Genomic DNA, 23,964 nt, shown 5'->3' with positions numbered 1-23,964 from the left:
TGCGAATGCGGGCGGTTGGGAGCCGGCACGCGCGGTCAGGCAGACTGGGTGGCCGTGAGTACCCAGTTGCTGGTCGGCGGCCGTATCTACAGTTCGAGCAATCCCGATGCCACTGCCATGGCGGTGACCGACGGGACCGTGGTGTGGGTGGGGCTGGAACGGCCGGGGCGGGCGCTGCATCCGGACGCGGAGGTCATCGACCTGAACGGGGCCTTCGTCGCACCCGCCTTCGTGGACCCGCACGTGCACGTCACCGCGCTGGGACTCAAACTCACGGGACTCGATCTGGCGCAGGCGCGTTCACTGACCGAATGCCTGGAGCTGCTGCGCGCGCACGCCGCCGCGCAGCCCGACGGCGCGATCCTCGGCGACGGCTGGGACGAGACCGCCTGGCCGGAAGGCCGCCCGCCGACCCCCGCGGAGATCGACGCCGCCGCACCCGGCCGCATCGTGTATCTGGCTCGGGTGGACGCGCATTCGGCGGCCGTATCGACGCCGCTGCTGGAGGCCGTGCCGGGAATCACCGCGGCACACGGCTTCACCCGCGGCGAACCCCTGCGCGCCGAAGCGCACCACCGGGCCCGGGCAGCCGCCCTGGGGGCCTTGGACTTCGCGCAGCGCGAGCGGGCGCGCCGGGCCGCACTCGACCACGCGGCCGCCAATGGCATTGCGGCCGTGCACGAATGCGCGGGCCCGGAGATCTCCGGTGAGACCGATATCCGGGAACTGCTGGCGTTCTCGCACGGCGTCGAGGTGCGCGCCTACTGGGGTCAGGCCGTGCGCACCGCCGACGAGGCCCGCGCCCTGGTGAAGGAACTCGGCGTGCACGCCCTGGGCGGCGATCTGTTCGTCGACGGCTCCATCGGCTCGCGCACCGCCCGGCTGCGCGCGCCCTATGCCGACCGCGACACCACCGGCAACTCCTACCTCGATGCCGACGCCATTGCCGCCCACGTGCTGGCCTGCACCGAAGCGGGCATCCAGACCGGCTTCCACGTCATCGGCGACGCCGCCATGGACACGGTCGTCACCGGCTTCGAGCGCGTCGTCGCCCAGGTCGGCGGTCCGGCCTTCGCCGCCCGCGGTCACCGCCTCGAACACGCCGAAATGGTCGACCCCGATCAGATCGCCAAACTCGCCGAATGGGGCGTCATCGCCAGTGTCCAGCCGGGTTTCGACGCCACCTGGGGCGGTCCCGGCGGCATGTACGCCACCCGCCTCGGCCCCGACCGCGCCGCCACCCTCAACCCCTTCGCGGCCCTGGCCGCTGCGGGCGTCTCCCTCGCCATCGGCTCCGACGCCCCGGTGACGGCGCTCAACCCCTGGGAAGCGGTCCGCGCCGCCGCCAATCACCGCACCCCCGGCCACCAGATCTCCCCGCGCGCCGCCTTCACCGCCGCCACCCGAGGCGCCTGGCGCGCAGGCGGACTGCGCGACGGCCAGATCGGCACCCTCGTCCCCGGCGCCCCCGCCACCTACGCCGTCTGGGAAGCCGACGACCTCGTCGTCGCCGCGGCCGCCGACACCGTCCAGCGCTGGTCCACCGACCCCCGCTCCCGCGTCCCCGGCCTCCCCCCGCTCACCCCGGACGCCACCCTCCCGCGCTGCCTGCGCACCGTGCACCGTGGGGCCGTCATCCATGAAGCCTGAGTCCCACCCCGAAAACTCCGCTGCGGCAGTCACTTCCGAACTCTCGGGAAACCACCTCGAGCCGGATGCCGCGGGCCCGGCCGCCGACCCGGCTGTCGCGCACGCTGCCCCAGCCACCGGCGGTGCCGATGACGCTCCGGAGACCGCTGGTGCGAGCCGACCGTCCGTGGATGACGCGAATGCCGCTGCGGCGGCAGAGAAGCCGGTCGGGCAGCGCCACGCGCGCAGTGATGCTCCCGCGCTGAACGCCACTTCTACGGTGGAAGGCGCGGGCGAGGCGAAAGGCGCGGGCGTGGGAAACGACGCGAATCCAGCGCAGTGGAGCCGGGGCGCGCGGACGACCGTATTCGTGGCCGATCATCCAGTGATCACTCGCATGCTGGCGGCGGTGGTCGCCGGGCTCCTGCTGTTCGCCAGTTTCCCGCCGCGGACGCTGTGGTTCCTCGCGCCGATCGGGATCGCCATTTTCACCCTCGTGGTGCGCGGAAACGGTCGTCTGCGTGGGGGTTTCGGGTACGGGATGATCGCGGGGCTGGGGTTCTTCCTGCCCTTGCTGCCGTGGACCGGGATTTATGTGGGGCCGGTGCCGTGGCTGGCTTTGTCTGCCGTGTGTGCCGTTTATGTCGGGCTTTTCGGGGCGCTGGCGCGACTGGTGGGCGGGTTGCCGGGATGGCCATTGTGGGTGGCGGCCTGCTGGTCGCTGACGGAATGGATTCGGGCCAGTTTTCCGTTCGGGGGATTTCCTTGGGGGAAGCTGGCTTTCGGGCAATCCGACGGGTGGTATCTGCCCTACGCCATGCTCGGGGGCGCGCCCCTGGTGAGTTTCGTCGTGGCATTGACGGGGACCGGGATCGCGGCGCTCGCGGTGTGGTTGCTGGCGATCATGCGGGAGAAAAGTCCCAGATCGGAAGCCCGGCATCTCACATCGTGGTACCGGATTGTTGCTGCGGCAATGCTTGTGGCTATAGTTCCCCTCACCGGAGTGATCCTCCGGACCGCGCTGCCCGGCCCGGAGGACGGCAACCGGCCGATCACGGTCGCCGCGATCCAGGGCAGCGTGCCGCGCCTGGGACTGGACTTCAATGCCCAGCGCCGCGCGGTTCTCGACAATCACGTCAAGCGCACCGAGGAACTCGCCGCCGATATCGCGGCCGGGCGGACCCCCCAGCCGGATGTGGTCATCTGGCCGGAGAACTCCTCCGATATCGACCCGCTGCGCAATGCCGACGCCGCCGCCCTCATCACCAAGGCGTCCCGGGATGTGAAGGCGCCCATCCTGGTCGGCGCGGTCCTGGTCAACGATGACGACACCACCACCAATTCGGTCATCGTGTGGAACGGCGCGGACGGGCCGGGGGAGCGGCACGACAAGAAGATCATCCAGCCCTTCGGCGAGTACCTTCCCATGCGCTCGTTCTTCCGGCTGTTCTCCGAATACGCGGACCGCGCAGGCTATTTCGTGCCCGGCAAGGGCGACGGCGTGGTGCACGCGCAGCCGGCCACCGGCGGCGCGCCGGTGCCGATCGGCGTCGCGACCTGCTACGAGGTGGCCTTCGACCGCGCCTTCGAGGACGCCCTGCGGGCCGGCGCGCAGATTCTCACCGTCCCCTCCAACAACGCCACCTTCGGCGATTCGGAGATGACCTTTCAGCAGCTGGCCATGTCCCGGGTGCGCGCGGTGGAGCACGGTCGCGCCGTGGTGGTCTCGGTGACCACCGGCGTCAGCGCCATCATCACCGCGGACGGGACCATCCGGCAGCAGACCGAGCAGTTCGTCCCCGCGGCGCTGGTAGCGGAGCTGCCGCTGCGCACCGACACGACACTCGCGACCCGGATCGGCCCCGCGCCGGAGGCGGTCTTGTGTATCCTTGCCGCGGCTGCCGCTGTGGCGGCGGCGATTCGGCGGCGGACGCGTACCCCTGCCAAACCGACCGACCAGGACGTGTGACGAGGGCCGTCCAGCTTCGGGCAATCGCGATTCGCCGAAGCATTGCCAAGCTTTTCTGTGTGCCCCAAATGTCCGAGTTTCCTGCGGTTGTCTATGCGAATTAAGCGAGCTTCGTGAAGTTTGCCGCGAGGTAGCTATCTAATACTGCGCTCCGCCAACGACGTTCGTTGCCGGACAACTCGAGATCACCACCGATCCAGTCGGCGGGATGCTCCGAATCATAGGGCGTGGGTCACGTCCTACGGCTCGCGCGTGCGCGAAAGCCGGAGTGGTCCTTCGAAAAGACCACAGGGTTCGGGGTATTTGGGGCTCGGGGAGTTGCGTCAACAGCGGCAGAACGGAGTGATTGATGAGTTCATTGGCCACGGACCGTGTCGACCAATGTTCTTCGGGTGAATTTTCGGCTCAACCTTTCGCGCTCTCGCCCGCGCAATCGGCACTCTGGTACGCCCAACGCATCAGGCCCGACATTCCGCTCACCATCGCGCAGTACGTGGAGATCCACGGTGATCTGGATGTCGGCCGATTGCTGTACGCCATCGAGCGTTTCGGCTCGGAGACCGAGGTCGGGCACGTCCGGCTGCTGGAGATCGACGGGGTGCCGCACCAGGTGGTGGATCCGACCTGGCGGCCCGGCTGGGCGCGCATCGACCTGCGCGGGGAACCGGATCCGCGGGCGGCGGCCCTGGCGTGGATGAACGATCACGCCAGCTCGCCCATCGATATCGAGCACGATCCGCTCACCATCAATGTGGTACTGCGCACCGGGGATTCGGATTACATCTGGTACACGCGCGGCCACCACATCGTCATCGACGGCTACGGCGCCATGAACGCCACCACCCGCGCCGCCGAGATCTACACCGCGCTGGAGAACCAGACCGAACCGGTCGTCTCCCGCGCCACGCCGCTGGCCGCCATCTATGCCGAGGAGAGCCGCTACCACGAGACCAGCCGCTGCCGCGCCGACGCCGAATACTGGCGCGAACAGCTCGAGGGCGCGGCCGAACCGCTGACGCTCTCCAGCGCCGGCGTCATCGGCTCCGCCTCCGACGCCGGCCGCCGCAGCGCCACCGCCGTCCTCGGCGAACAGGTCGAGGCCGCCCTCGTCGCGGCCGCGACCACTTATGGTTCGAACACTCCCGCGCTGGTGGTGGCGGCCCTGGCCTGCTACGTCCGCGCGGTCACCGGCACTCAGGACGTGGTGCTGAGCCTGCCGGTCTCGGCCCGTACCACCGTGGCGCTGCGCCGCTCCGCCGGCGTGGTGTCGAATGTGGTGCCCATCCGCGTACGGTTCGGCGGCGCGGCCACCGTCGCCGACACCGTGCGCGCGGTGGAACTGCAGATCACCGGCGCGCTGCGGCACCAGCGCTACCGCAGCGACGATATCCGCCGCGACTGCGGCTACTCCCGTGACGCCCGCGGCTTCTTCGGGCCCATGGTCAATCTCATGCTGTTCCACAGCGAATTGAAGTTCGGCAGCCTGGTCGGCTCGCTCAACGTGCTCTCCACCGGGCCGGTCGAGGATCTGTCCATCAACCTCTACAACGGCGTCGGCAACCGCATCCACATCGACTTCGAGGCCAATCCGCGCCTGTACGGCGATGCCGAGCTGACCATGCACCACGGCCGGTTCCTGGACTTCCTGGACCGGTTCCTGCGCGCCTCCCCGCAGGACGCCGTCGGCGATCTGCCGGTGCTCACCGACCTGGAGCGCGAACGCGTCCTGCACGAATGGAATTCGACTCAGGTGGCCCGCCAGGAGGGCACCCTGGCCGGCCTGTTCGCCGACCGCGCCGCCATGTGCCCCAGCCGCACCGCGCTGGACTTCGAGGGCCGCACCCTCACCTACGCCGCCTTCGACGAGCACGCCAATCGCCTGGCGCGCGAGCTCATCGACCGCGGCGCCGGGCCGGATACCCTGATCGGCCTGGCCATCCGCCGCAGCCTCGATCTGCTCATCGGCATGTACGCCATCGTCAAGGCGGGCGCGGCCTATCTGCCCATCGATCCCGACCACCCGGCCGACCGCATCGAGGCCATCCTCGACCAGGCCCGGCCGCTGTGCGTGCTCAGCACCACCCGCGACGAGGTCGAACTGCCCGCGGCGGCAGACAGATTCGATATCGACACCGCCGACCTGGCCGAGCGCTCGCGCCGTCCGGTCACCGACGCCGACCGCCGCGCCCCGCTGCGCGCCGACCACCTGGCCTATGTCATCTTCACCTCCGGCTCCACCGGCCGGCCCAAGGGCGTGGGCGTCACCCACGCCGCCATCGTCAACCGGCTGCGCTGGATGCAGCACGCCTATCCGCTCGACGGCGGCGATGTCGTGCTGCAGAAGACCCCCTCCACCTTCGACGTCTCGGTCTGGGAATTCTTCTGGCCCTTGCAGATCGGCGCCCGCCTGGTCATAGCCGCCCCCGACGGGCACCGCGATCCGGGCTACCTGGCCCGGATCATTGCCGAGAAGGGCGTCACCACCGCGCATTTCGTGCCGTCCATGCTCTCGGTCTTCCTCACCGACACCGATGTCGCGGGCTGCACCGGCCTGTCGCGGGTGTTCTGCTCCGGTGAGGCGCTGCCCGCCGCCACCGTCGCCGAATTCCACGCCGCCCTCGGCACCGGTCCGGACGCACCGCAGCTGCACAACCTCTACGGCCCCACCGAGGCCGCCGTCGACGTGACCGCCTGGCACTGCGCGCCCGGCGCCACCGATGTGCCCATCGGCGCGCCCATTTGGAACACCCGCACCTACGTCCTCGACGCCCGGCTGCAACCCGTCGCGCCGGGTGTGGTGGGCGAGCTGTACCTGGCGGGTGTGCAGCTGGCCCGCGGCTACCTCGGCCGCCCCGCCCTGACCGCCGATCGCTTCGTGGCCAACCCGTTCACCCCGGGCACCCGCATGTACCGCACCGGTGATCTGGTGCGCTGGCGCGGCGGCCGCTCCGGCGTGCTGGAATACCTGGGCCGCAGCGACTTCCAGGTCAAGATCCGCGGCCTGCGCATCGAACTCGGCGAAATCGAGAACGCCCTGCTCGCGGACAGGCGCGTCGCCCGCGCCGTCTGCGTGGCCCGCCACGGCCGCGGCGGGGACGAGCTCATCGGCTATGCCGTCGCCGCCCCCGGCGCGGGCCCGCTCGACACCGCCGAACTCGCCGCCGGCCTGCGCCGCACCCTGCCCAGCTATATGGTCCCGGCCGTGCTCATGGTGCTCGACGAACTACCGCTGAGCGCCAACGGCAAGGTGGACCGCAAGGCCCTGCCCGATCCCGGCACGGCCGCGCGCCGCCCCGCCCGTCCCACCGCCGGCCCGCGCACCGAGGCCGAGCGGCAGCTCACCGCCATCTTCGCCGAGGTGCTCGGCGTGGCGGAGATCGGCGTCGGCGACAGCTTCTTCGACCTCGGCGGCAATTCGCTGTCCGCGGCCCGCGCCATCGCCCGCGTCAATGCCGCGCTCGGGGTCGCGCTCACCATTCGGGACCTGTTCGAATCGGCGACCGTGACGGCCCTGGCGGCCCGGGTGGCCAATCCGCAGGCCGAGGCCGCCTCCCCGAAGCTGGGTGCGGCGCAGCGGCCCGCGCACGTACCGCTCTCGCTGGCCCAGCAGCGGCTGTGGATCCTCAACCGCTTCGCCGAGCACGCCGCCGCCTACAACATGCCCCTGGCGGTGGAACTCACCGGGCCGCTGGACATTCCGGCCCTGCGCGCGGGCCTGGTCGACGTGCTCGACCGGCACGAGAGCCTGCGCACCACCTTCCCGGACACCCCGCAGGGGCCGTGCCAGGTGGTGCACCCCGCCGCGGAGATCCCGCTCACCCTCGATCCCATCGACGCCACCGACGCCGACGTGCTCGCCCTGGCCGGCGAATTCGCCGGCTACGGTTTCGATCTGCGCAGCCAGGCCCCCATCCGGGTGGCGCTCTACGCCACCGCGCCCGACAAGCACGTCTTCCTGGTGGTGCTGCACCACATCAGCGGTGACGGCTGGTCCATCGCGCCGCTGACCCGCGACATCATGGCCGCGGTCGCCGCCCGCGCCGAGGGCCGGGCGCCGCAGTGGACGCCACTGCCGGTGCAGTACGCGGACTTCGCGCTGTGGCAGCGCGAACTGCTCGGCGACGAAGCCGATCCCGCCAGCGCGCTGTCGCGGCAGCTCGCCTACTGGCGCGCCGCCCTGGCCGATCTGCCCGATCAGCTGGACCTGCCGCTGGACCGGCCCCGGCCGCGCCAGCGCTCCACCGACGGCGGCCGTGTCGAGTTCACCATTGCCGCCGACACCCGCCGCGCCCTGGCCGCGCTGGCGGCCGAACGCGGCGTCAGCACCTTCATGGTGCTGCACGCGGCGCTCGCGGCCGTCCTTGCGCGCCTGTGCAATACGACCGATATCGCCATCGGCACGCCCATTGCCGGGCGCAGCGATCCGGACCTGGACGACCTGGTCGGCATGTTCGTCAACACCCTGGTGCTGCGCACCCGCGTCGATCCGGCCGCCGGCTTCGACCGCATGCTCGCCGAGGTCCGCGACACCGACCTCAATGCCTTCGCCAATGCCGACGTCCCCTTCGAACGCCTCGTCGAGGTCGTCAACCCGGAGCGCTCCGCGGCGCGCCACCCGCTGTTCCAGGTCATGCTGTCCTACGACAGCAGTCCGGAACTGCGCCTGGAGCTGCCCGGCGTGCACGCCCGGGTGCTGCCCATGGCGGTCGACGTCGCCAAATTCGACCTGCAACTGACCGTGCACGAACCCGGCGCCGCCGAGGACGCCGGGCTCACCGCCGAATTCGGTTATGCCGCCGACGTCTTCGACCACGCCACGGTCGAGGCCATTGCCCGCCGCTTCGGCGCGGTGCTGGCCGCCGCCGTCGCCGATCCGGCTGTCCCGGTGGGCGATCTGCCCATCCTGGACGCGCGCGAGACCGCCAAACTGGTGCCCATCATGGGCTCGCCCGCCGAGCCCGCCATCACCCTGGCCCGGCTGCTCACCGATACCGCCGAACGCGTCCCCGACCACGTGGCCGTGCGCTACCTCGGCCACGACACCAGCTACCGGGAACTCGACGAACGCTCGAATCGCCTGGCGCGCGTGCTCATCGAGCACGGCGCGGGTCCCGAGGTGGTGGTGGCGGTCGCCCTGCCGCGCAGCCTGGAATCCATCCTGGCCGTGTGGTCGGTCGCCAAGACCGGCGCCGCCTATGTGCCCATCGACCCGGACTATCCAGCCGACCGCATTGCCCACATGCTGGCCGACTCGGGCGCCATGCTCGGGCTCACCACCGCGGAATGCCGTGCGGACCTGCCGGATTGGCCCGGCAACCGGGGCCGGCACCGCAAGTCCTATGTCGACTGGCTGCTGGTGGGCTCCACCGAGCTCGCCGAGGAATGCGCGCAGTTCCCCGACACCCCGCTGACCGACGCCGACCGCCACCACCCGCTGCGCACCGCGGGACCGGCGTATCTCATCTACACCTCCGGCTCCACCGGCAAGCCCAAGGCCGTCGTCGTCACCAATGCCGGCCTGGCCTCGCTCGCGCACGAGCAGATGCATCTGTTCCACGTCACCGATTCCGCACGCACGCTGCACTTCTCGTCGCCGAGCTTCGACGCCTCGGTGCTCGAGCTGCTGCTCGGTTTCGCGGCGGGCGCCACCATCGTGGTCGCACCGGCGGGCATCTTCGGCGGCGCGGAACTGGCGGCCCTGCTGCGCGCGGAACGCGTCACCCACGCCTTCGTCACTCCGGCCGCCCTGGCCACCGTGCCCGCGGACGACCTGCCCGCGCTCGAGGCCGTCATCGTCGGCGGCGAAGCGTGCCCCGAGGATCTCGTGCGGATCTGGACCGATCCCGAATCCCGGCCCGCCCCGGCGGCGCCGCGCCGCATGCACAATATGTACGGCCCGTCCGAGGCCACCGTGGCCGCCACCGCCACCGGCCCCATGGCCGCGGGGCAGCCGGTGCCCATCGGCCTGCCCGTGCGCGGTATGCGGCTGTTCGTCCTCGACCCGCGCCTGCACCCGGTCCCGCCGGGGGTGGCGGGGGAGCTGTACCTGTCCGGTCCCGGCCTGGCCCGCGGCTACCTGGGCCGGCACGGGCTCACCGCACAGGCCTTCCCGGCCAATCCGCACGGCCGCCGCGGCGAACGCATGTACCGCACCGGCGATCTCGTGGTCGCCGACGGCACCGGGCAGCTGCGCTTCCTGGGCCGCGCCGACGATCAGATCAAGATCCGCGGCTTCCGCATCGAACTGCGCGAGATCGACCATGTGCTGGCCTCCCATCCCGGAGTCACCCGCGCGCTCACCATCGTGCACAACGACGAGCGCGGCATCCCGCGCCTGGTCACCTATCTCACCGCCGACACCGAACTGGACCTGGCCGCGGTGCTCGACACCGCGCGCGGCCGCCTGCCCGGCTACATGGTGCCCTCGGCGCTGACGGTGCTCGAGCAGCTGCCGCTCGGCCCGACCGGCAAACTGGATCTCAAGGCCCTGCCCGCACCGGATTTCGTGGCCGTGGCACCCTCGCGCGCCCCTGAAACCGAATTGGAGCAGCAGGTCGCGCAGGTCTTCGGCGCCGTGCTCGGCACACCCGTGCACGGCGCGGAGGACAACTTCTTCGAGATCGGCGGCAACTCCCTGCTCGCCACCCGCCTCACCGCCGCCCTGCACGGGGAATTCGGGGTGGAGCTGCCGGTGCGCGCCATTTTCGAGGCGCCCACGGTGGCCGGGGTGGCCGCGCGGCTGGCGGAAGCGCCCCGGACGCAGCGGGCGGCGCTGGCTGTGCATGCCCCGCGTCCGGAACGCATCCCACTGTCGCTGCCGCAGCAGCGCCTGTGGTTCCTCAATAGATATTCTCCCGAATCCAGCGCCTACAACATTGCTTTCGTGCTTCGGATCGACGGCGATCCGGATGTCGCGGCCCTGCAGGCCGCCCTCGCCGACGTGGTGGAGCGCCACGAGGTGCTGCGCACCGTCTTCCCCGAGGACGCGCACGGCGCCCGGCAGGAGGTCCTGGAGACCGCCCGCTGCCTGCCGGTGCTGGAGGCCGTGGAGACCGACGATGTCGGCGCCCGCACCACGCTGCGCTCGCTGGCCCGGCGCGGCTTCGACCTGACCCGCGACATCCCGCTGCGAATGGCCTTGCTGCGCACCGGGAACCGGCGGCATCAGCTCGGCATCGTGCTGCACCACATCGCCGCCGACGGCTGGTCGCTCGGCCCGCTCACCCGCGACCTGGCCGTGGCCTACGCCGCGCGCCTCGGCGGAGCGGTCCCGGCCTGGACGCCACTGCCGGTGCAGTACGCCGATTTCAGCCTGTGGCAGCGCGAAATCCTGGGTCAGGAAACCGATCCGGGCAGCGTCGCCGCCACCCAGCTCGCGTACTGGCGGCACGCCCTGGCGGATCTGCCCGAGGAGATGCCGCTGCCCTACGACCGGCCCCGCCCGGCCGAGCCCACCCAGCGCGCCGGCGCCGTCCGCTTCGAGGTGCCGGAGGCGTTGCAGCGCAAGCTCGACGATATCGGCCGCGCCCACGGCGTCAGCCTGTTCATGATGCTGCGCTCCACCCTGGCCGTGCTGCTGCGCGTGGTCACCGGCGGACGTGACATCGTCATCGGCACACCGGTCGCCGGGCGCAGCGACACCCGCCTCGACGAACTGGTCGGCATGTTCGTCAATACCCTGGTGCTGCGCTCGGACGTGGATCCGGACCGCAGTTTCGCCGAACTGCTGCAAGCCGACCGCGATACCGAACTCGCCGCCATGGCCAATGCCGAGGTGCCGTTCGAACGCATCGTGGAGGAATTCGGCAGCGGCGGCAGCGGCGGCTTACGGCCCACCCTGCAGGTGGCGCTCACCGTGCAGGACACCCCGCTGCCCGCGCTGCAACTGCCCGGATTGGCGTTGCAGGCCGAGGAACTCGATATCGCGCTGGCCAAGTTCGACCTGGAGCTGCGGGCGCTGCCCGCCGACCGCAATGCCCCGGCCGGCGAGGCCGGCGATCGGGTCTTCGAATTCGTCTACGCCGCCGAACTGTTCGACCAGGACACCGTGCAGACCCTGGCCGAGCGCCTGGTGCAGGTCTTCGAGGCGGTCACCGCCGATCCGCGGGTCCGCATCCGCGATATCGACGCCCGCACCGAGCTCGAGCGCGAACTGCTCACCCCCGCCTGGGGGCCCGCGCCGGAACCCCAGTGCAGTCTGGCCGCGTACTTCGCCGCCACCGCGCACCTCAACCCGGACCGGATCTTCCTGCGCTCCGGCGAGACCGAACTCAGCTACGAGAACGCCGACGTGTACTCGAATCGCCTGGCGCGCGCCCTCATCGCCCGCGGTCTCGGCCCGGGCGACCGGATCGCGCTGGGCCTGACCCGCTCGGTGGAATCGGTGCTGGCCATGCTGGCCGTGGCCAAGTCCGGCGCCGCCTTCGTGCCGGTCGACCCGAACTATCCGGCCGATCGGGTGCGGCACATGCTCGCCGACTCCGGCTGCCGGGTCGGGGTGAGCATGAGCGACTTCGTGGACCGGCTCTACACCGCCGCCGGCGATCACATCATCGAATGGCTGCCGCTGGACAATCCGGCCCTGCTCGACGAATTGGAGGTGCTCGACGAGGGCCCGATCACCGACGCCGACCGCACCGCCACCCTGTGGACCGCGGACCTGGCGTACGTGATCTACACTTCCGGGTCCACCGGCCGTCCCAAGGGCGTGGCCGTCACCCACGGCGGCCTGTCCAACTTCGCCGACGAACTGCGCGACCGCATGCGGGTGGACCGGGAGTCGGTCACCATGCACTTCTCCTCGCCGAGCTTCGACGCGGCGCTGTTCGATCTGCTGCTCGCCGTCGGCTCCGGGGCCACCATGGTCATCGTGCCGCCCGATATCTACGGCGGCGACGAACTGGCCGCGCTCATGGAAGCCGAGCAGGTCACCCACACCTTCATGACCCCCGCCGCGCTGGCCACCATCGACCGGGACAGCTGGGCGCTGCCGCACCTGCGCGCCATCATGGTCGGCGGCGAGGCCTGCGGGCCGGAGCTGGTGGCGCGCTGGGCGCCCGGCCGCACCATGTTCAACGGGTACGGGCCCACCGAGACCACCGTGGTCATCACCATCGCCGCGCTCACGCCGGGACAGCCGGTCACCATCGGCACCCTGGTGCGCGGTGCGCGGGCGCTGGTTCTCGACGAGCGGCTGCGACCGGTCCCGGTCGGCGTCCCGGGCGAACTGTACGTCGGCGGACAGGGCACGGCGCGCGGCTATTTCGACCGGCTCGGGCTCACCGCCGCCCGGTTCGTGGCCGACCCGTACGGCCCCGAGGGCGCGCGCATGTACCGCACCGGCGACGTGGTGCGCTGGACCGCCGATGGCGAACTGGTGTACCTGGGCCGCAGCGACCATCAGGTCAAGGTGCGCGGCTTCCGCATCGAACTCGGCGAGATCGACGCCGTGCTCACCGCCCATCCGGCGATCCGGTTCGCGCACACCGAGGTTCGCGAGATCGCGGGCACCCCGCGCATCGTGTCCTATGTGCAGCTCGGCGGCGTCGACCAGCACGGCATGGTGGGGGAGGCGGCCGCGGTCGCCTTCGATCCCGAAGAGCTGCGCGCGCACTGCGCGCAGCGCCTGCCCGCCCATATGGTCCCGGGCAGCTTCACCCTGCTCGATCACATCCCGCTCACCCCGGTCGGCAAACTCGACCGCGACGCGCTGCCGCAACCCCAGGCCGTCGTGGCGGTGGTCTCCCGCGATCCGGAGACCGAGACCGAACGCCTGGTCGCCGAGGTCATGGGCGATCTGGTCGGCGCCGAAGCCCTCGGCGCGGACGACAGCTTCTTCGAGGTCGGCGGAAACTCGCTGCTGGCCACGCAATTGGTGGCGCGCCTGGCCGCCGCCACCGGTGTGCGCCTGGAAGTGCGCGCGGTGTTCGCCGCGCCCACCGTGGCCGGACTCGCCGCCGCCCTGGACACCGGCACCAGCTCGGCCGAACTGCGGCCCGAACCGCGCCGCCGCACCCGCCCGCAGCGCATCCCGCTGTCGGCGGCCCAGCGCCGGCTGTGGTTCCTGGAGAAGTTCAATGCCTCCGGCGATCCCGGAGAAGCCTTGGGCGCCTACAATATTCCGGTCGCGCTGCGGCTCACCGGGCAGCTCGATATCGCGGCCCTGCGCGCCGCCCTGCACGCCGTGCAGGCCCGGCACGAAACGCTGCGCACCGTCTTCCCCGAGATCGACGGCGAGCCCTGCCAGCACGTGCTCGATCCGAGCGACGCCGCGGCCTCGCTGCCGCTGCGCACCGTCAGCGCCGCCGAGGTGAACATCGAGATCCGCCGACTGGCCTCGGCCGCTTTCGATCTCAGCTCCATGGCGCCGCTGCGCGCCGCGCTGCTGCGCGTCACCGGTGCCGCGGACGACGAGCACATCCTCGTCATGGTGGTGCACCACATCGCCATGGACGGCTGGTCGCTGCAACCGCTGGCGGCCGATGTGGCCGCCGCGTACCGCGCGCACACCGGCGGGGAGGCGCCGCAGTGGCCCGAATTGCCCATCCAGTACGCCGATTACACGATGTGGCAGCAAGATGTGCTGGGCCGTGAGGACGATCCGGAATCGGTCATCAGCCGCCAGCTCGACTACTGGCGGCGCGCTCTCGACGGCATTCCGGAACTCCTCGCGGTGCCCGCCGACCGCCCGCGCCCGCCGGTGCCCAGCTACCGCGGCGGCATCGTCGAATGCGATATCGACTCCTTCACCCACCGCGAACTGCGGGTGCTGGCCGCCGAGCACGGCGTCACCATGTTCATGGTGCTGCACGCGGCGCTGGTCGCCCTGCTGCACCGGCTCACCGCCAGTGACGACATCACCGTCGGCACGCCCATTGCCGGGCGCGGCCATCCCGCGCTCGACCGGATGGTCGGCATGTTCGTCGGAACCCTGGTGCTGCGCACCGAGATCGAGAGCGGGGCCGCCTTCGGCGATCTGCTGCGCACGGTGCGCGATACCGACCTGGAAGCCTTCGCTCACGCCGACGTCCCGTTCGAACGCCTGGTGGAGGTGCTCAATCCGGTGCGCTCGCAGGCGCATCACCCCATGTTCCAGGTCATGCTGTCGGTGCAGAACCAGCCGCTGCGGGTGCTCGAACTGCCGGGCCTGCGCATCGAGGCCGACGACGCCGACCCGGGTATCGCCAAATTCGATCTGCAGTTCACGCTGACCGAATCCTGGACGCGCAACCGCGAACCCGACGGCATCACCGTGGCCGTCAACTACGCCGCCGACCTGTTCGACGAGGCGACGGCGCAGCGGCTGGCCCGGCGCTTCGTGCGGCTGCTCGGCGCCGCCGCCGCGAATCCGGCCACGGCCGTGGGCGATCTGGAACTCCTGGACTCCGCCGAATGGTCGGCCCTGGCGCCGGTGCGCGGCGCGGAGGCCGGGCTGCCCATCACCTTCCCGGAGGTGTTCGAGGCCGCGGCCAACCTCAACCGCCAAGCCGTGGCGGTGCGGGCGGGCGGCACCCAGATCTCCTACGACGCCCTCGACCGCTGGACCAATCGCCTCGCCCGCGTCCTCATCGGTTACGGCGTCGGCCCGGAAACCCTGGTCGCCATGGGCATTCCACGCTCGGCGGAGTCGGTGGCCGTCATGCTGGCCATCGCCAAGGCCGGCGCGGCGTTCGTGCCCATCGACCCCACCTACCCGGAACAGCGCATCAGCCACATGCTGCTGGATTCCGGCGCGGCCGTGGGCATCACCCTGGCCGCGCACCGCGAGCGCATGCCCGACGGCGCCAACTGGACCGTGCTGGACGCGCCGTCGTTCCGGCGGCGGGTGCTCACCACCTCCGACGCGCCCATCACCGACGCCGAACGCGTATCGCCGCTGCGCATGGACAATCCGGCCTACGTGATCTACACCTCCGGCTCCACCGGCATCCCCAAGGGCGTGGTCGTCACCCACGGCGGCCTGTCCAACTTCGCCGCCGAAACCGCGCAGCGCTTCGACGTCGGGCCCGGCTGCCGCGTGCTGCACTTCGCCACACCGAGTTTCGACGCCGCCATGCTCGACCTGCTCTTCGCGCTCGGCGGCGCGGCCACCCTCGTCATCACCCCGCCCGGGGTCGTCGGCGGCGCGGAACTCGGGCAGGTGTTCATCGAAGAAGGCATCACCCACGCCTTCATCACCACCGCCGCGCTCGGGACCGTCGACCCGACCGGGGTCACGGCGCTGCGGCACATACTCGTCGGCGGTGAGGCGCTGCCGCCGGACCTGGTCACCCGCTGGGCGCCCGGCCGCAGGTTCTACAACGTGTACGGGCCCACCGAGACCACCATCGTCACGGTCATCTCGCAGCCCATGACACCGGGCTGCCACATCACCATCGGCGGGCCCATCCGCGGGGTCGGCGCGTCCGTCCTCGACGGCCGTCTGCATCCGACCCCGGCCGGGGTCACCGGCGAACTGCATCTGGCCGGTGCGGCTCTGGCGCGCGGCTATCTGCGGCGGCCCGGGCTCACGGCGCAGAAGTTCGTGGCCAATCCGTTCGGCAAGCCCGGCGAACGCATGTACCGCACCGGCGACCTGGTGCGGTGGGTCGAGAAGTACGGCCGCACCAGGGATCTGGAGTACGTGGGCCGCACCGACCATCAGGTCAAGATCCGCGGCTTCCGCATCGAACTCGGCGAGATCGACGCGGCGCTGGCCAAGCACCCGTCGGTGGAGTTCGCCACCACCATTGGCCATCGCACCGCCGCCGGATCCACCGCCCTGGTGTCGTATGTGAAACCGCGCAACGGCACCGCGCCCACCCCGCTGCAGCTGACCACGCACGTGGCGCAGCTGGTGCCCAATTACATGGTCCCGCAATCGATCATGCTGCTGGAGCGGGTGCCGCTCTCACCGGTGGGCAAGGTGGATCGCAAGGCGCTGCCCGAACCGGTCTTCGCCGCCCGCGAGGGCTACCGGGCGCCGTCCGGGCCCATCGAGGAGGCGCTGTGCCGGGCCTTCGCCGATGTGCTCGGCGTCGAACAGGTCGGCGCGGACGACGGGTTCTTCGAACTCGGCGGCAACTCGCTGCTCGCCACCAAGGTGGTCGCGCACGTGCGCGCCGAGGGCATCGACGTGCCCGTGCAGGCCATGTTCGGCGAATCCACCCCGGCCGCCATCGCCCGCCGGCTCGCCGACGTGCACGGCGACGCCGACGCCGCCCTGGCCGCGGCGCTGGGACCGGTGCTGCCGCTGCGGCCCATCCATGAACCCGGGGTGCCGCCGCTGTTCTGCATCCACCCGGCCATCGGGCTGTCCTGGTGCTTCGCCGGACTGCTGGCCCAGCTGCCGCCCGAGCAGCCGGTCTACGGTCTGCAGGCCCCGCACGTGCACGGGGAAGAAGGCCACCGCTCCATTGCCGAAGCCGCGAAATACTATGTGGCGCACATGAAATCGGTGCAGCCGGAAGGCCCGTACCACGTGCTGGGATGGTCGCTGGGCGGTCTCATCGCCCACGAGGTCGCCGTACAGCTGCAGGAGGGCGGCGACGAGGTGGCGCTGCTGGCGCTCATGGACAGCTTCCGGCTCTCCGATGAATGGCTCGACCGCGCCCGCCCCGGAATCGCCGACATCATCGGCGAATTCGGCAGCGACCTGCTCGGCGACGCCGCCGATATCGACCCGCGCATCAACCTGCACGAAGCGGTGGAGCTGCTGCGCAACCGGCCCGGCGCGTTCGCGGCGCTCACCACCGAGCACCTCGAGCGCATCTACAGCGGGTTCATCGACGGCGCCATGCTCGCCAATGCCTTCCACCCGCGCGTCTTCGACGGCGATCTGCTGTTCTTCACCGCCGCCGAGGACGAGGTCAACCGCGCCGATCCGGAGCGCTGCGCCGCGGCCTGGGAACCGCACGTCACCGGCGTCGTGCACGATCAGCTGGTGCGCTGCCGGCACTCGGGCATGACCACGCCCGAATCGCTGTCGGTCATCGGCCCGGTACTGCGAGAGTTCCTGCGGCACAGCGCCGACGGGTCCGCCCGCACCGAGCGGGAGGACGCCCGATGAGCCTCGCGGTGGAAGTCCTGGGTCTGGTCAAGTACTACGGCAAGGTGCGCGTGCTGGACGGCATCGACCTGGCGATCCCGTCCGGCACCGTCATGGGGCTGCTCGGCCCCAATGGGGCGGGCAAGACCACCACGGTCCGCATCGTCACCACCCTGCTACGCCCGAGCGCGGGCGAGGTCCGGATCGCGGGCGTCGACGTGCTCGAGAACCCGGCGCGCGCCCGCACTCGTCTCGGCCTGTCCGGGCAGTACGCGGCCATCGACGCCAACCTGACCGGATTCGAGAACCTGCGCATGGTGGCCCGGCTCTACGGCATGACCCACAAACGCGCCGCCGACCGCGCCACCGAACTGCTCACCGCCCTCGGCCTCGACCATGCCGCCGGGCGGCGCGCCGGCACCTACTCCGGCGGCATGGCGCGGCGCCTGGACCTGGCGGGCGCCCTGGTGTGCCGCCCGCCGGTGGTGGTGCTCGACGAGCCGACGACCGGGCTCGACCCGCGCGGACGGCTCGATATGTGGCGGGTCATCGGCGAACTCGTCGACGACGGCACCACCGTCCTGCTCACCACCCAGTACCTCGAGGAGGCCGACCTCCTCGCCGATCGCATCACCGTCATCGACCGCGGCCGCGTCATCGCGCGCGGCTCCGCCGACGAACTCAAGACCTCCATCGGCGGGGACAAACTCACCGTCACCCTCGCCGCCGGGCAGGATCCCAAACCCGCCATGCAGGTGCTCGCAGGGGTCGGCATCGGCGATCCGGGCCACGATCCGGGCGCGGACGCGGTGACCATCGTGGTCGGCGACTCCACCCGCACCATGGTGGAGGCGCTGCGCCGGCTCGACGACGCCGGCGTCTGCGTGGTCGACGCCTCGGTGCACCGCCCCAGCCTCGACGACGTATTCCTGTCCCTCACCGGCAAATCCGCCGACCGCAAGTTACGCGCCCGCACCACCGACACCGTGCAAGAGGAGATCCTGTCGTGACGACCCTGACCGCCGATCCCGCGGCCAGACCGGCCGAGCCCGGGCGCACCCGCGCCCCGGCTCCCATCCTGTTCCCCCGCGTGTTCCGCGACAGCGCCATAGTCGCCTACCGCAACCTGCTCACCATCCTGCGCGTCCCCACCCTGCTGGTGACCGCCACCATCCAGCCGCTCATGTTCGTCTTCCTGTTCGCCTACATCTTCGGCGCCTCCCTGGGCGGCAGCCAGTACCGCGAATTCCTGCTGGCCGGAATCTTCACCCAGACAGTCGCTTTCAACGCCGCCTTCACCACCGTCGGCCTGGCCAACGACCTGCACAAGGGCATCATCGACCGCATGCGCACCCTGCCCATGTCCCGCCTGGCGGTCCTCATGGGCCGCACCCTGTCCGACCTGGTCGTGAACATCCTCGCCCTGGCCGTCATGGTCGGCTGCGGCTACGTGGTCGGCTGGCGCATCAACGGCGGAATCGCCGACGCCGCACTCGCTTTCGGCGTCATCCTGCTCTTCGCCTTCGCCATGTCCTGGGTAGGCGCCATCACCGGCCTCATGTCGCCGAGCGTGGAAGTAGCCCAAAGCGCCGGCCTCATCTGGCTTTTCCCCCTGACCTTCATCTCCTCGGCCTTCATCTCCGCCGAAACCCTCCCCGGCCCCCTGCGCACCATCGCGGAATGGAACCCCATCACCGCCGTATCCGCCGCAGGCCGCAAGCTATTCGACAACGGCTCACCCCCGACCTTCACCCCCGCCCAGGGCTGGCCCGCCGATCACTGCGTGGAATACGCGATCATGTGCTCGGTGGGGATCCTGCTCATCGCCATGCCCCTGGCGCTGCTGCAATACCGCAAGGTCGCCAGTCACTGACCGCGAACCGGGCCCCGACAGCGAAAGGTCCCCCCACACCGAGGTGTGGGGGGACCTTGTCGTGATTCGCTGCTACCCGCGGCGGCGGTTCTTCAGCAGTTCCATCCGCTCCTGGAGCAGCTCCTCCAGCTCCTCCTTGGAGCGGCGCTCGAGCAGCATGTCCCAGTGGGTGCGCGGGGGCTTGACCTTCTTGGGCTCCTGGGTGGTGCCCTCGATCAGCACGCCCTCCTGGCCGTTGCGGCACAGCCAGGTCGGGGGAATCTCGGCGTCATCGGCGAAGGGAACATCGAATTCCTCGCCATTGTCCGTCCGGTACCGCGCCACCCGACGCGGCGCCAGGTCGTGGTCGCGGTCGGTCTCGTAGCTCACCGCTCCGAGCCGACTGCCCCGGAGTACGCGATCTGCCATGAGTGCGGTCCCTTCTCGCCTGTCGGCAACGTCTAGTTCAGTTCAGCGCTTCCGCATCCATCAACGCGTCAGCGCGGGCTGTGGTTCCCGTGGGGAGAACCCCGCCATTCTACCGGCTGGCGGTGAATGCCCTCGTCCGGCGTGCCCCGCCCCCGCGGACGCCGCAAAACCGCTAAGGTCAGCGGTCATGTCGCGACGCCAGTCCTGCATGTGGTGTGGGAGGGAGATCACCGAATCCGAGATGGGGCGTCGCCGACGATATTGTCGGCAATCCTGTCGCCAGCGCGCCTACGAGCATCGAAACAGCGTGAAGGGCACCGGTATTCCCGAGGATTCGGTGGTGCTGTCCGCGCATGAGGTGGCCGACCTGTCCGATCGCTGGTTCGCGGCCCGCTGCGCGGCCGAGGACGTGGCCACGGCCGTCGCCGAGGGGGCGGATCCCATCGAGCTCGCCGATCTCACCGCGATATTGGTGAAGCTGGCACGCGACGCGGAACGGCTGCGCTGAACGCCGCGGTGCGGTCGCGGCGGGCGTAGACCAGGCCGATACCGGCGGCGGTCACCGCGGCGAGCAGGCCCAGGGCGGCCAGGGTGCGGCCGTCCGGCGCGGTTACGGGCTGTCCGCGCAGCGCCTGCCACAGCAGCACGCCCATCAGCCCGGCGATGCCGAAGGCCAGGACGCCGATCAGATCGGCGCGGGTGCGTTCACCGCGCAGCCACGGCAGCCGGGGCGCGAACTTGGCGAGCAGGATGGCGGCGACGATCAGCAGCTGAATCCCGTGGATGCCGACGAAGTGGGAGATGCGGATATCGCCGCCCGCGGTGCTCCAGTGCGTGACCGGCATCCCGTCGACGCCGTCGCGCACCGTGGGCTGTCCCTCCATGATGGTGTGCCCGGCGGACAGGCTCACCGGATTGCCGGCCGCATCGGTGACCTCCTGCTTGCCGGTGCCCGGCACCACGGCGTAGCCCAGGGCCATGGTCGCCACCGCGATGCCCAGTCCGGCCTTGATGGCGCGCGTGGTGGGCAGATCGGTGACCCGCTGCCACGAAAGGATCACGGCGATCACGAGATTCGCGCCGAACAGTCCGAGCACCCCGGACGCGAAGACCATCTGCCCGATGCTGTTCACCGCATCGGTCTGCATGTTGAAGTGGCTGAACGTGCCGCGCGCGGCCTGTACCGTGACGAAACCGACGTCCACGATGGCGGTGAGCGCGAACAGCGTCCCCATCCACCGGGTGACGCGCTGCCCGCGATGCGGGAACGACAGCAGCCAGGCGAGCGTGCCGGTGTACAGCGCCATGGCGATGGCGAACTTGAGCGGTTTGAGCCACACCGATTCCTGCAACAGCAGGCGATCGTCGATTGCCATGGCGCACAGGGAGGACAGCGCCAGCGCCGTCATGACGGCCGTGGTGGCGAGCAGCGGGCGATGCAGCCGGCGGGCGGCGGTAACCGGGGGAGCGGTGGTCATGATCGCGACGCTAGGACCGGGCGGCGATACGCCACGTCCCCCGGCGGTGGGGTTCGCACGTAGTACCAGGGTATGAGCCGAGCCTCGCGCGCTACCCGGGTCCGGGGGACGTGCGGTTGTTCAGTTGACCGGCGCCGTGCTCCGGGAACCCCTCATCGATTCCCGGTGCGCGGCAACAGAACCGGTGTCAGTCGACGGGCGCGCCGACGTCGACGCCACGACCGGCCAGCCACGGCATCGGGTCGATGGGGCCGGCGTCGGTGTGCACCTCGTAGTGCAGGTGCGGGCCGGTGGAGTAGCCGCGGCTGCCCACGGTGGCGATGTGGTCGCCCGCGCGCACCTGCTGGCCGACCTGCACCAGGATGTCCTGCATATGGCCGTAGACGCCGATGGTGCCGTCGTCCTGCAGCACGCGCACCCACAGGCCGAAGCCCGAGGCCGGGCCGGCCTCGATGACGGTACCGTCGGTGGCGGCGAGAATGGGCGCGCCGAAGCCGTCGGCGAAGTCCAGGCCGGCGTGCATGGCGCCCCAGCGCATGCCGAAGCCGGAGCTGAGCGGTCCGGCGACCGGGCGCACGGTCTTGGGGCGGGCCTGCTCGTGCTGCAGGCCATTGAGGAAGTCGAGCACCTCCGGCGGCACGATCTGCGGGATCTGCGCTTCCGGCGGGGTGAAGGCGACGGGCAGGGCCTGCGCGGCCTGGGTGACGAGCTGGTCCGTCGGAGCCCCGGCGGCGCGCTGATCGGCGGCGGCGAGCACGCTCAGGGAGGCGCTCACGACGGCGGTAACGGCCACGGCACGGGTAGCGGCCGTTCGATACCGACCCCCGGCCTTGAGGCTGCGAGATAACGGAACGGTTACGGGCATGCACCGAATGTATGGGAGCGTGATGGTCGTTTCGAAACCCTGTTGTTACCGTCACAGCGGTACAAAAGCCCAGGTCGAGTATTACGACTAGATAACGACACGCCGGTAATTTCAGGATGACCTTGGGAAAAGCTGAGAATCGTTGTATTGACCGACATGCCGGTACAAGGGCACACTATTTAAGTGCCCACTAACGGAGTGAAAGTGCTGAGCGCACTAGCCGACCCCACCCGCCGGGCCGTTTTCGAAGCCCTACCGCAAGGTCCCAGGTCAGTGGGGGATTTGGCGGCCGCGGTAGGCGTGAGCAGCTCGGCGGTCTCGCAACATCTGAAGGTCTTGCGGGAGGCCAGGCTGGTGATGGTGCAACCGGCGGGCAATCACCGCCTCTACTCCCTGGATCCGCGCGGCCTCGCCGATGCGCGCGATTATCTGGAGCAGTTCTGGCCCAGCGCGATCGCCGCCTACTCGGCAGCATTGTCCAGTGCGCGTGCCGATCTCGCGGACATGTAGGGATATAAGGAGAGCCTCGGCCACGGTCGGTGGGCGAGGCTCGTATCTCTTATATAAGGGTGCTCAACTATATAAGGGTGCTCAACCTACGCGGCGATAGGCTTGCTGGGAGCGGCGATCCAATCCGGTGCCCGGCCACGGCCGTTTGCGCAGCTGCTTGTCCACCGCATTGACGACCTCGGGCACACCGATTTTCAGCAGTCCCGCATCGGGCGCGGCGGCATCGGGGTCCCCGGTCTGCCCGGCCCACAGCACCGCGTGCCGTCCCAATAGATGCGGGGGAGGCCCGCTGCGGCTGGGCGGGGTCGGACCGAACAGCAGTACGGTGCGGGTGCCGAACGCCGTCGCCAGATGCGCAACCCCGGTATCCCCGGACACCACCAGCGCGGCCTCGGCGACCGTCGCGGCCAGCTCGATGAGATTCTGCTGCCCCGCCAGCACCCGGTTCGGCGAGAGCCCGGCCCGCGCGGCCACCCCGAGCGCGATATCGCGCTCGTTCTCATCCCCCGTCAGCACCACTTCCCGCCCCAGCACCAGCAGATGCCGCACCACCGCGGCGAACCGGTCCGGTGGCCAGCGCCGCGCGGGCGCTCCGGCGCCGATGTGCACGACCACGCAATCGCGGTGACTGGTGGTGGCCACCGGCGGCACCAGCCCGAGATTGCGGCGATCCGCTGTCATCCCGTCGGTCTCGAGCAGATGGCACCAGCGGTCCACATCGTGCATATCCGCCTCCCACTCCGGCCCGGCCAGCTCCGGGAAGGCGGGATTGCGATAGGTGAGAATGCGTTCGGGCCGCGTCTTGACCAGCTCCACGATCCCCTCGGCCCCGCCGCTGTGCAGATTGACCGCGAGCGCGGGCGGCGTTCCGTCCCAGCGCATTCCGACCGGATCGGAGGTGGGCACCATCTCGTCCACGGAGGCGATCAGGTCCACGATGGGTTTCAACCGATGCGGCGCGGCGAGCGCGATGTGGTCCTCGGGTCGCGCCCTACGCAGCGCACGCAGGGCGGGGACCGCGGTGAGCAGATCACCCAGTCCACGTGCTCGTAGCACGAGTACAACCGCCACCTGAGATCTCCTAGCCGGTCACACTGCCCACAACGGGACGACCCTCCAAAACCAACAATGGAGGGCCATTGGAGGGGGACTACCCGATGCCGACCCCCACGAAACACGTCCCCGGCTGGTCGCGACGGTTCGATC

Annotated in this window: 11 protein-coding genes; 7 read left to right on the top strand and 4 right to left on the bottom strand. The window is 70.5% G+C overall.

The window, feature by feature from the left end; genetic code table 11:
* The first annotated feature begins 54 nt into the window (after positions 1–54).
* The 5 genes from ACYQ5L_RS21360 (at position 55) to ACYQ5L_RS21340 (ending at position 19,497) form a co-directional block, all read left to right on the top strand.
* Positions 55–1,650, top strand: coding sequence for an amidohydrolase (locus ACYQ5L_RS21360; protein WP_459959534.1), 1,596 nt, complete (start codon positions 55–57; stop codon positions 1,648–1,650).
* Positions 1,651–2,026: 376 nt separating this feature from the next.
* Positions 2,027–3,598, top strand: coding sequence for an apolipoprotein N-acyltransferase (lnt, locus tag ACYQ5L_RS21355; protein ID WP_459963494.1), 1,572 nt, complete (start codon positions 2,027–2,029; stop codon positions 3,596–3,598).
* Between the two features lie 349 nt (positions 3,599–3,947).
* Positions 3,948–17,645 (top strand): amino acid adenylation domain-containing protein, encoded by a 13,698-nt coding sequence (locus ACYQ5L_RS21350; RefSeq protein ID WP_459959533.1) that lies wholly within the window; start codon positions 3,948–3,950, stop codon positions 17,643–17,645.
* On the top strand, positions 17,642–18,634 hold the full coding sequence (locus tag ACYQ5L_RS21345; RefSeq protein WP_459959532.1) for an ATP-binding cassette domain-containing protein: 993 nt from the start codon (positions 17,642–17,644) through the stop codon (positions 18,632–18,634). Before ACYQ5L_RS21350 ends, ACYQ5L_RS21345 begins: the two co-directional genes overlap by 4 nt.
* Positions 18,635–18,714: 80 nt before the next feature.
* Entirely contained in the window at positions 18,715–19,497 is a 783-nt protein-coding gene (locus tag ACYQ5L_RS21340; protein WP_459963493.1) for an ABC transporter permease, read from the top strand.
* Between the two features lie 72 nt (positions 19,498–19,569).
* Here the strand turns inward: ACYQ5L_RS21340 and ACYQ5L_RS21335 are convergent, their stop codons facing one another.
* Positions 19,570–19,905, bottom strand: coding sequence for an RNA polymerase-binding protein RbpA (locus tag ACYQ5L_RS21335; RefSeq protein ID WP_067538637.1), 336 nt, complete (start codon positions 19,903–19,905; stop codon positions 19,570–19,572).
* Positions 19,906–20,092: 187 nt separating this feature from the next.
* On the opposite strand from ACYQ5L_RS21335, the gene ACYQ5L_RS21330 reads away from it, so the two are divergent.
* Positions 20,093–20,413 carry a hypothetical protein gene (locus ACYQ5L_RS21330; protein WP_459959529.1) on the top strand — a complete coding sequence of 107 codons (321 nt, stop codon included), beginning with the start codon at positions 20,093–20,095 and terminating at the stop codon, positions 20,411–20,413.
* On the opposite strand, the gene ACYQ5L_RS21325 is transcribed toward ACYQ5L_RS21330, so the two are convergent.
* Positions 20,364–21,383 carry a hypothetical protein gene (locus tag ACYQ5L_RS21325; protein ID WP_459959528.1) on the bottom strand — a complete coding sequence of 340 codons (1,020 nt, stop codon included), beginning with the start codon at positions 21,381–21,383 and terminating at the stop codon, positions 20,364–20,366. The two genes, ACYQ5L_RS21330 and ACYQ5L_RS21325, sit on opposite strands and share 50 nt — an antisense overlap.
* A gap of 187 nt (positions 21,384–21,570) precedes the next feature.
* Entirely contained in the window at positions 21,571–22,158 is a 588-nt protein-coding gene (locus tag ACYQ5L_RS21320; protein WP_459959526.1) for a M23 family metallopeptidase, read from the bottom strand.
* Between the two features lie 273 nt (positions 22,159–22,431).
* Between ACYQ5L_RS21320 and ACYQ5L_RS21315 the strand changes: the two genes are divergently transcribed.
* A complete protein-coding gene (locus tag ACYQ5L_RS21315; protein ID WP_459959525.1) occupies positions 22,432–22,758 on the top strand; it encodes an ArsR/SmtB family transcription factor in 327 nt (108 codons plus the stop codon).
* An 81-nt stretch (positions 22,759–22,839) separates the two neighbouring features.
* On the opposite strand, the gene ACYQ5L_RS21310 is transcribed toward ACYQ5L_RS21315, so the two are convergent.
* Entirely contained in the window at positions 22,840–23,829 is a 990-nt protein-coding gene (locus ACYQ5L_RS21310) for a glycosyltransferase family 9 protein (RefSeq protein ID WP_459959524.1), read from the bottom strand.
* Positions 23,830–23,964 lie beyond the last annotated feature (135 nt).

The organism is Nocardia sp. IFM 10818, from assembly GCF_054655275.1.
Note: the sequence above shows the minus strand (reverse complement) of the source record. Positions and strands in the feature narration are given on the sequence as shown.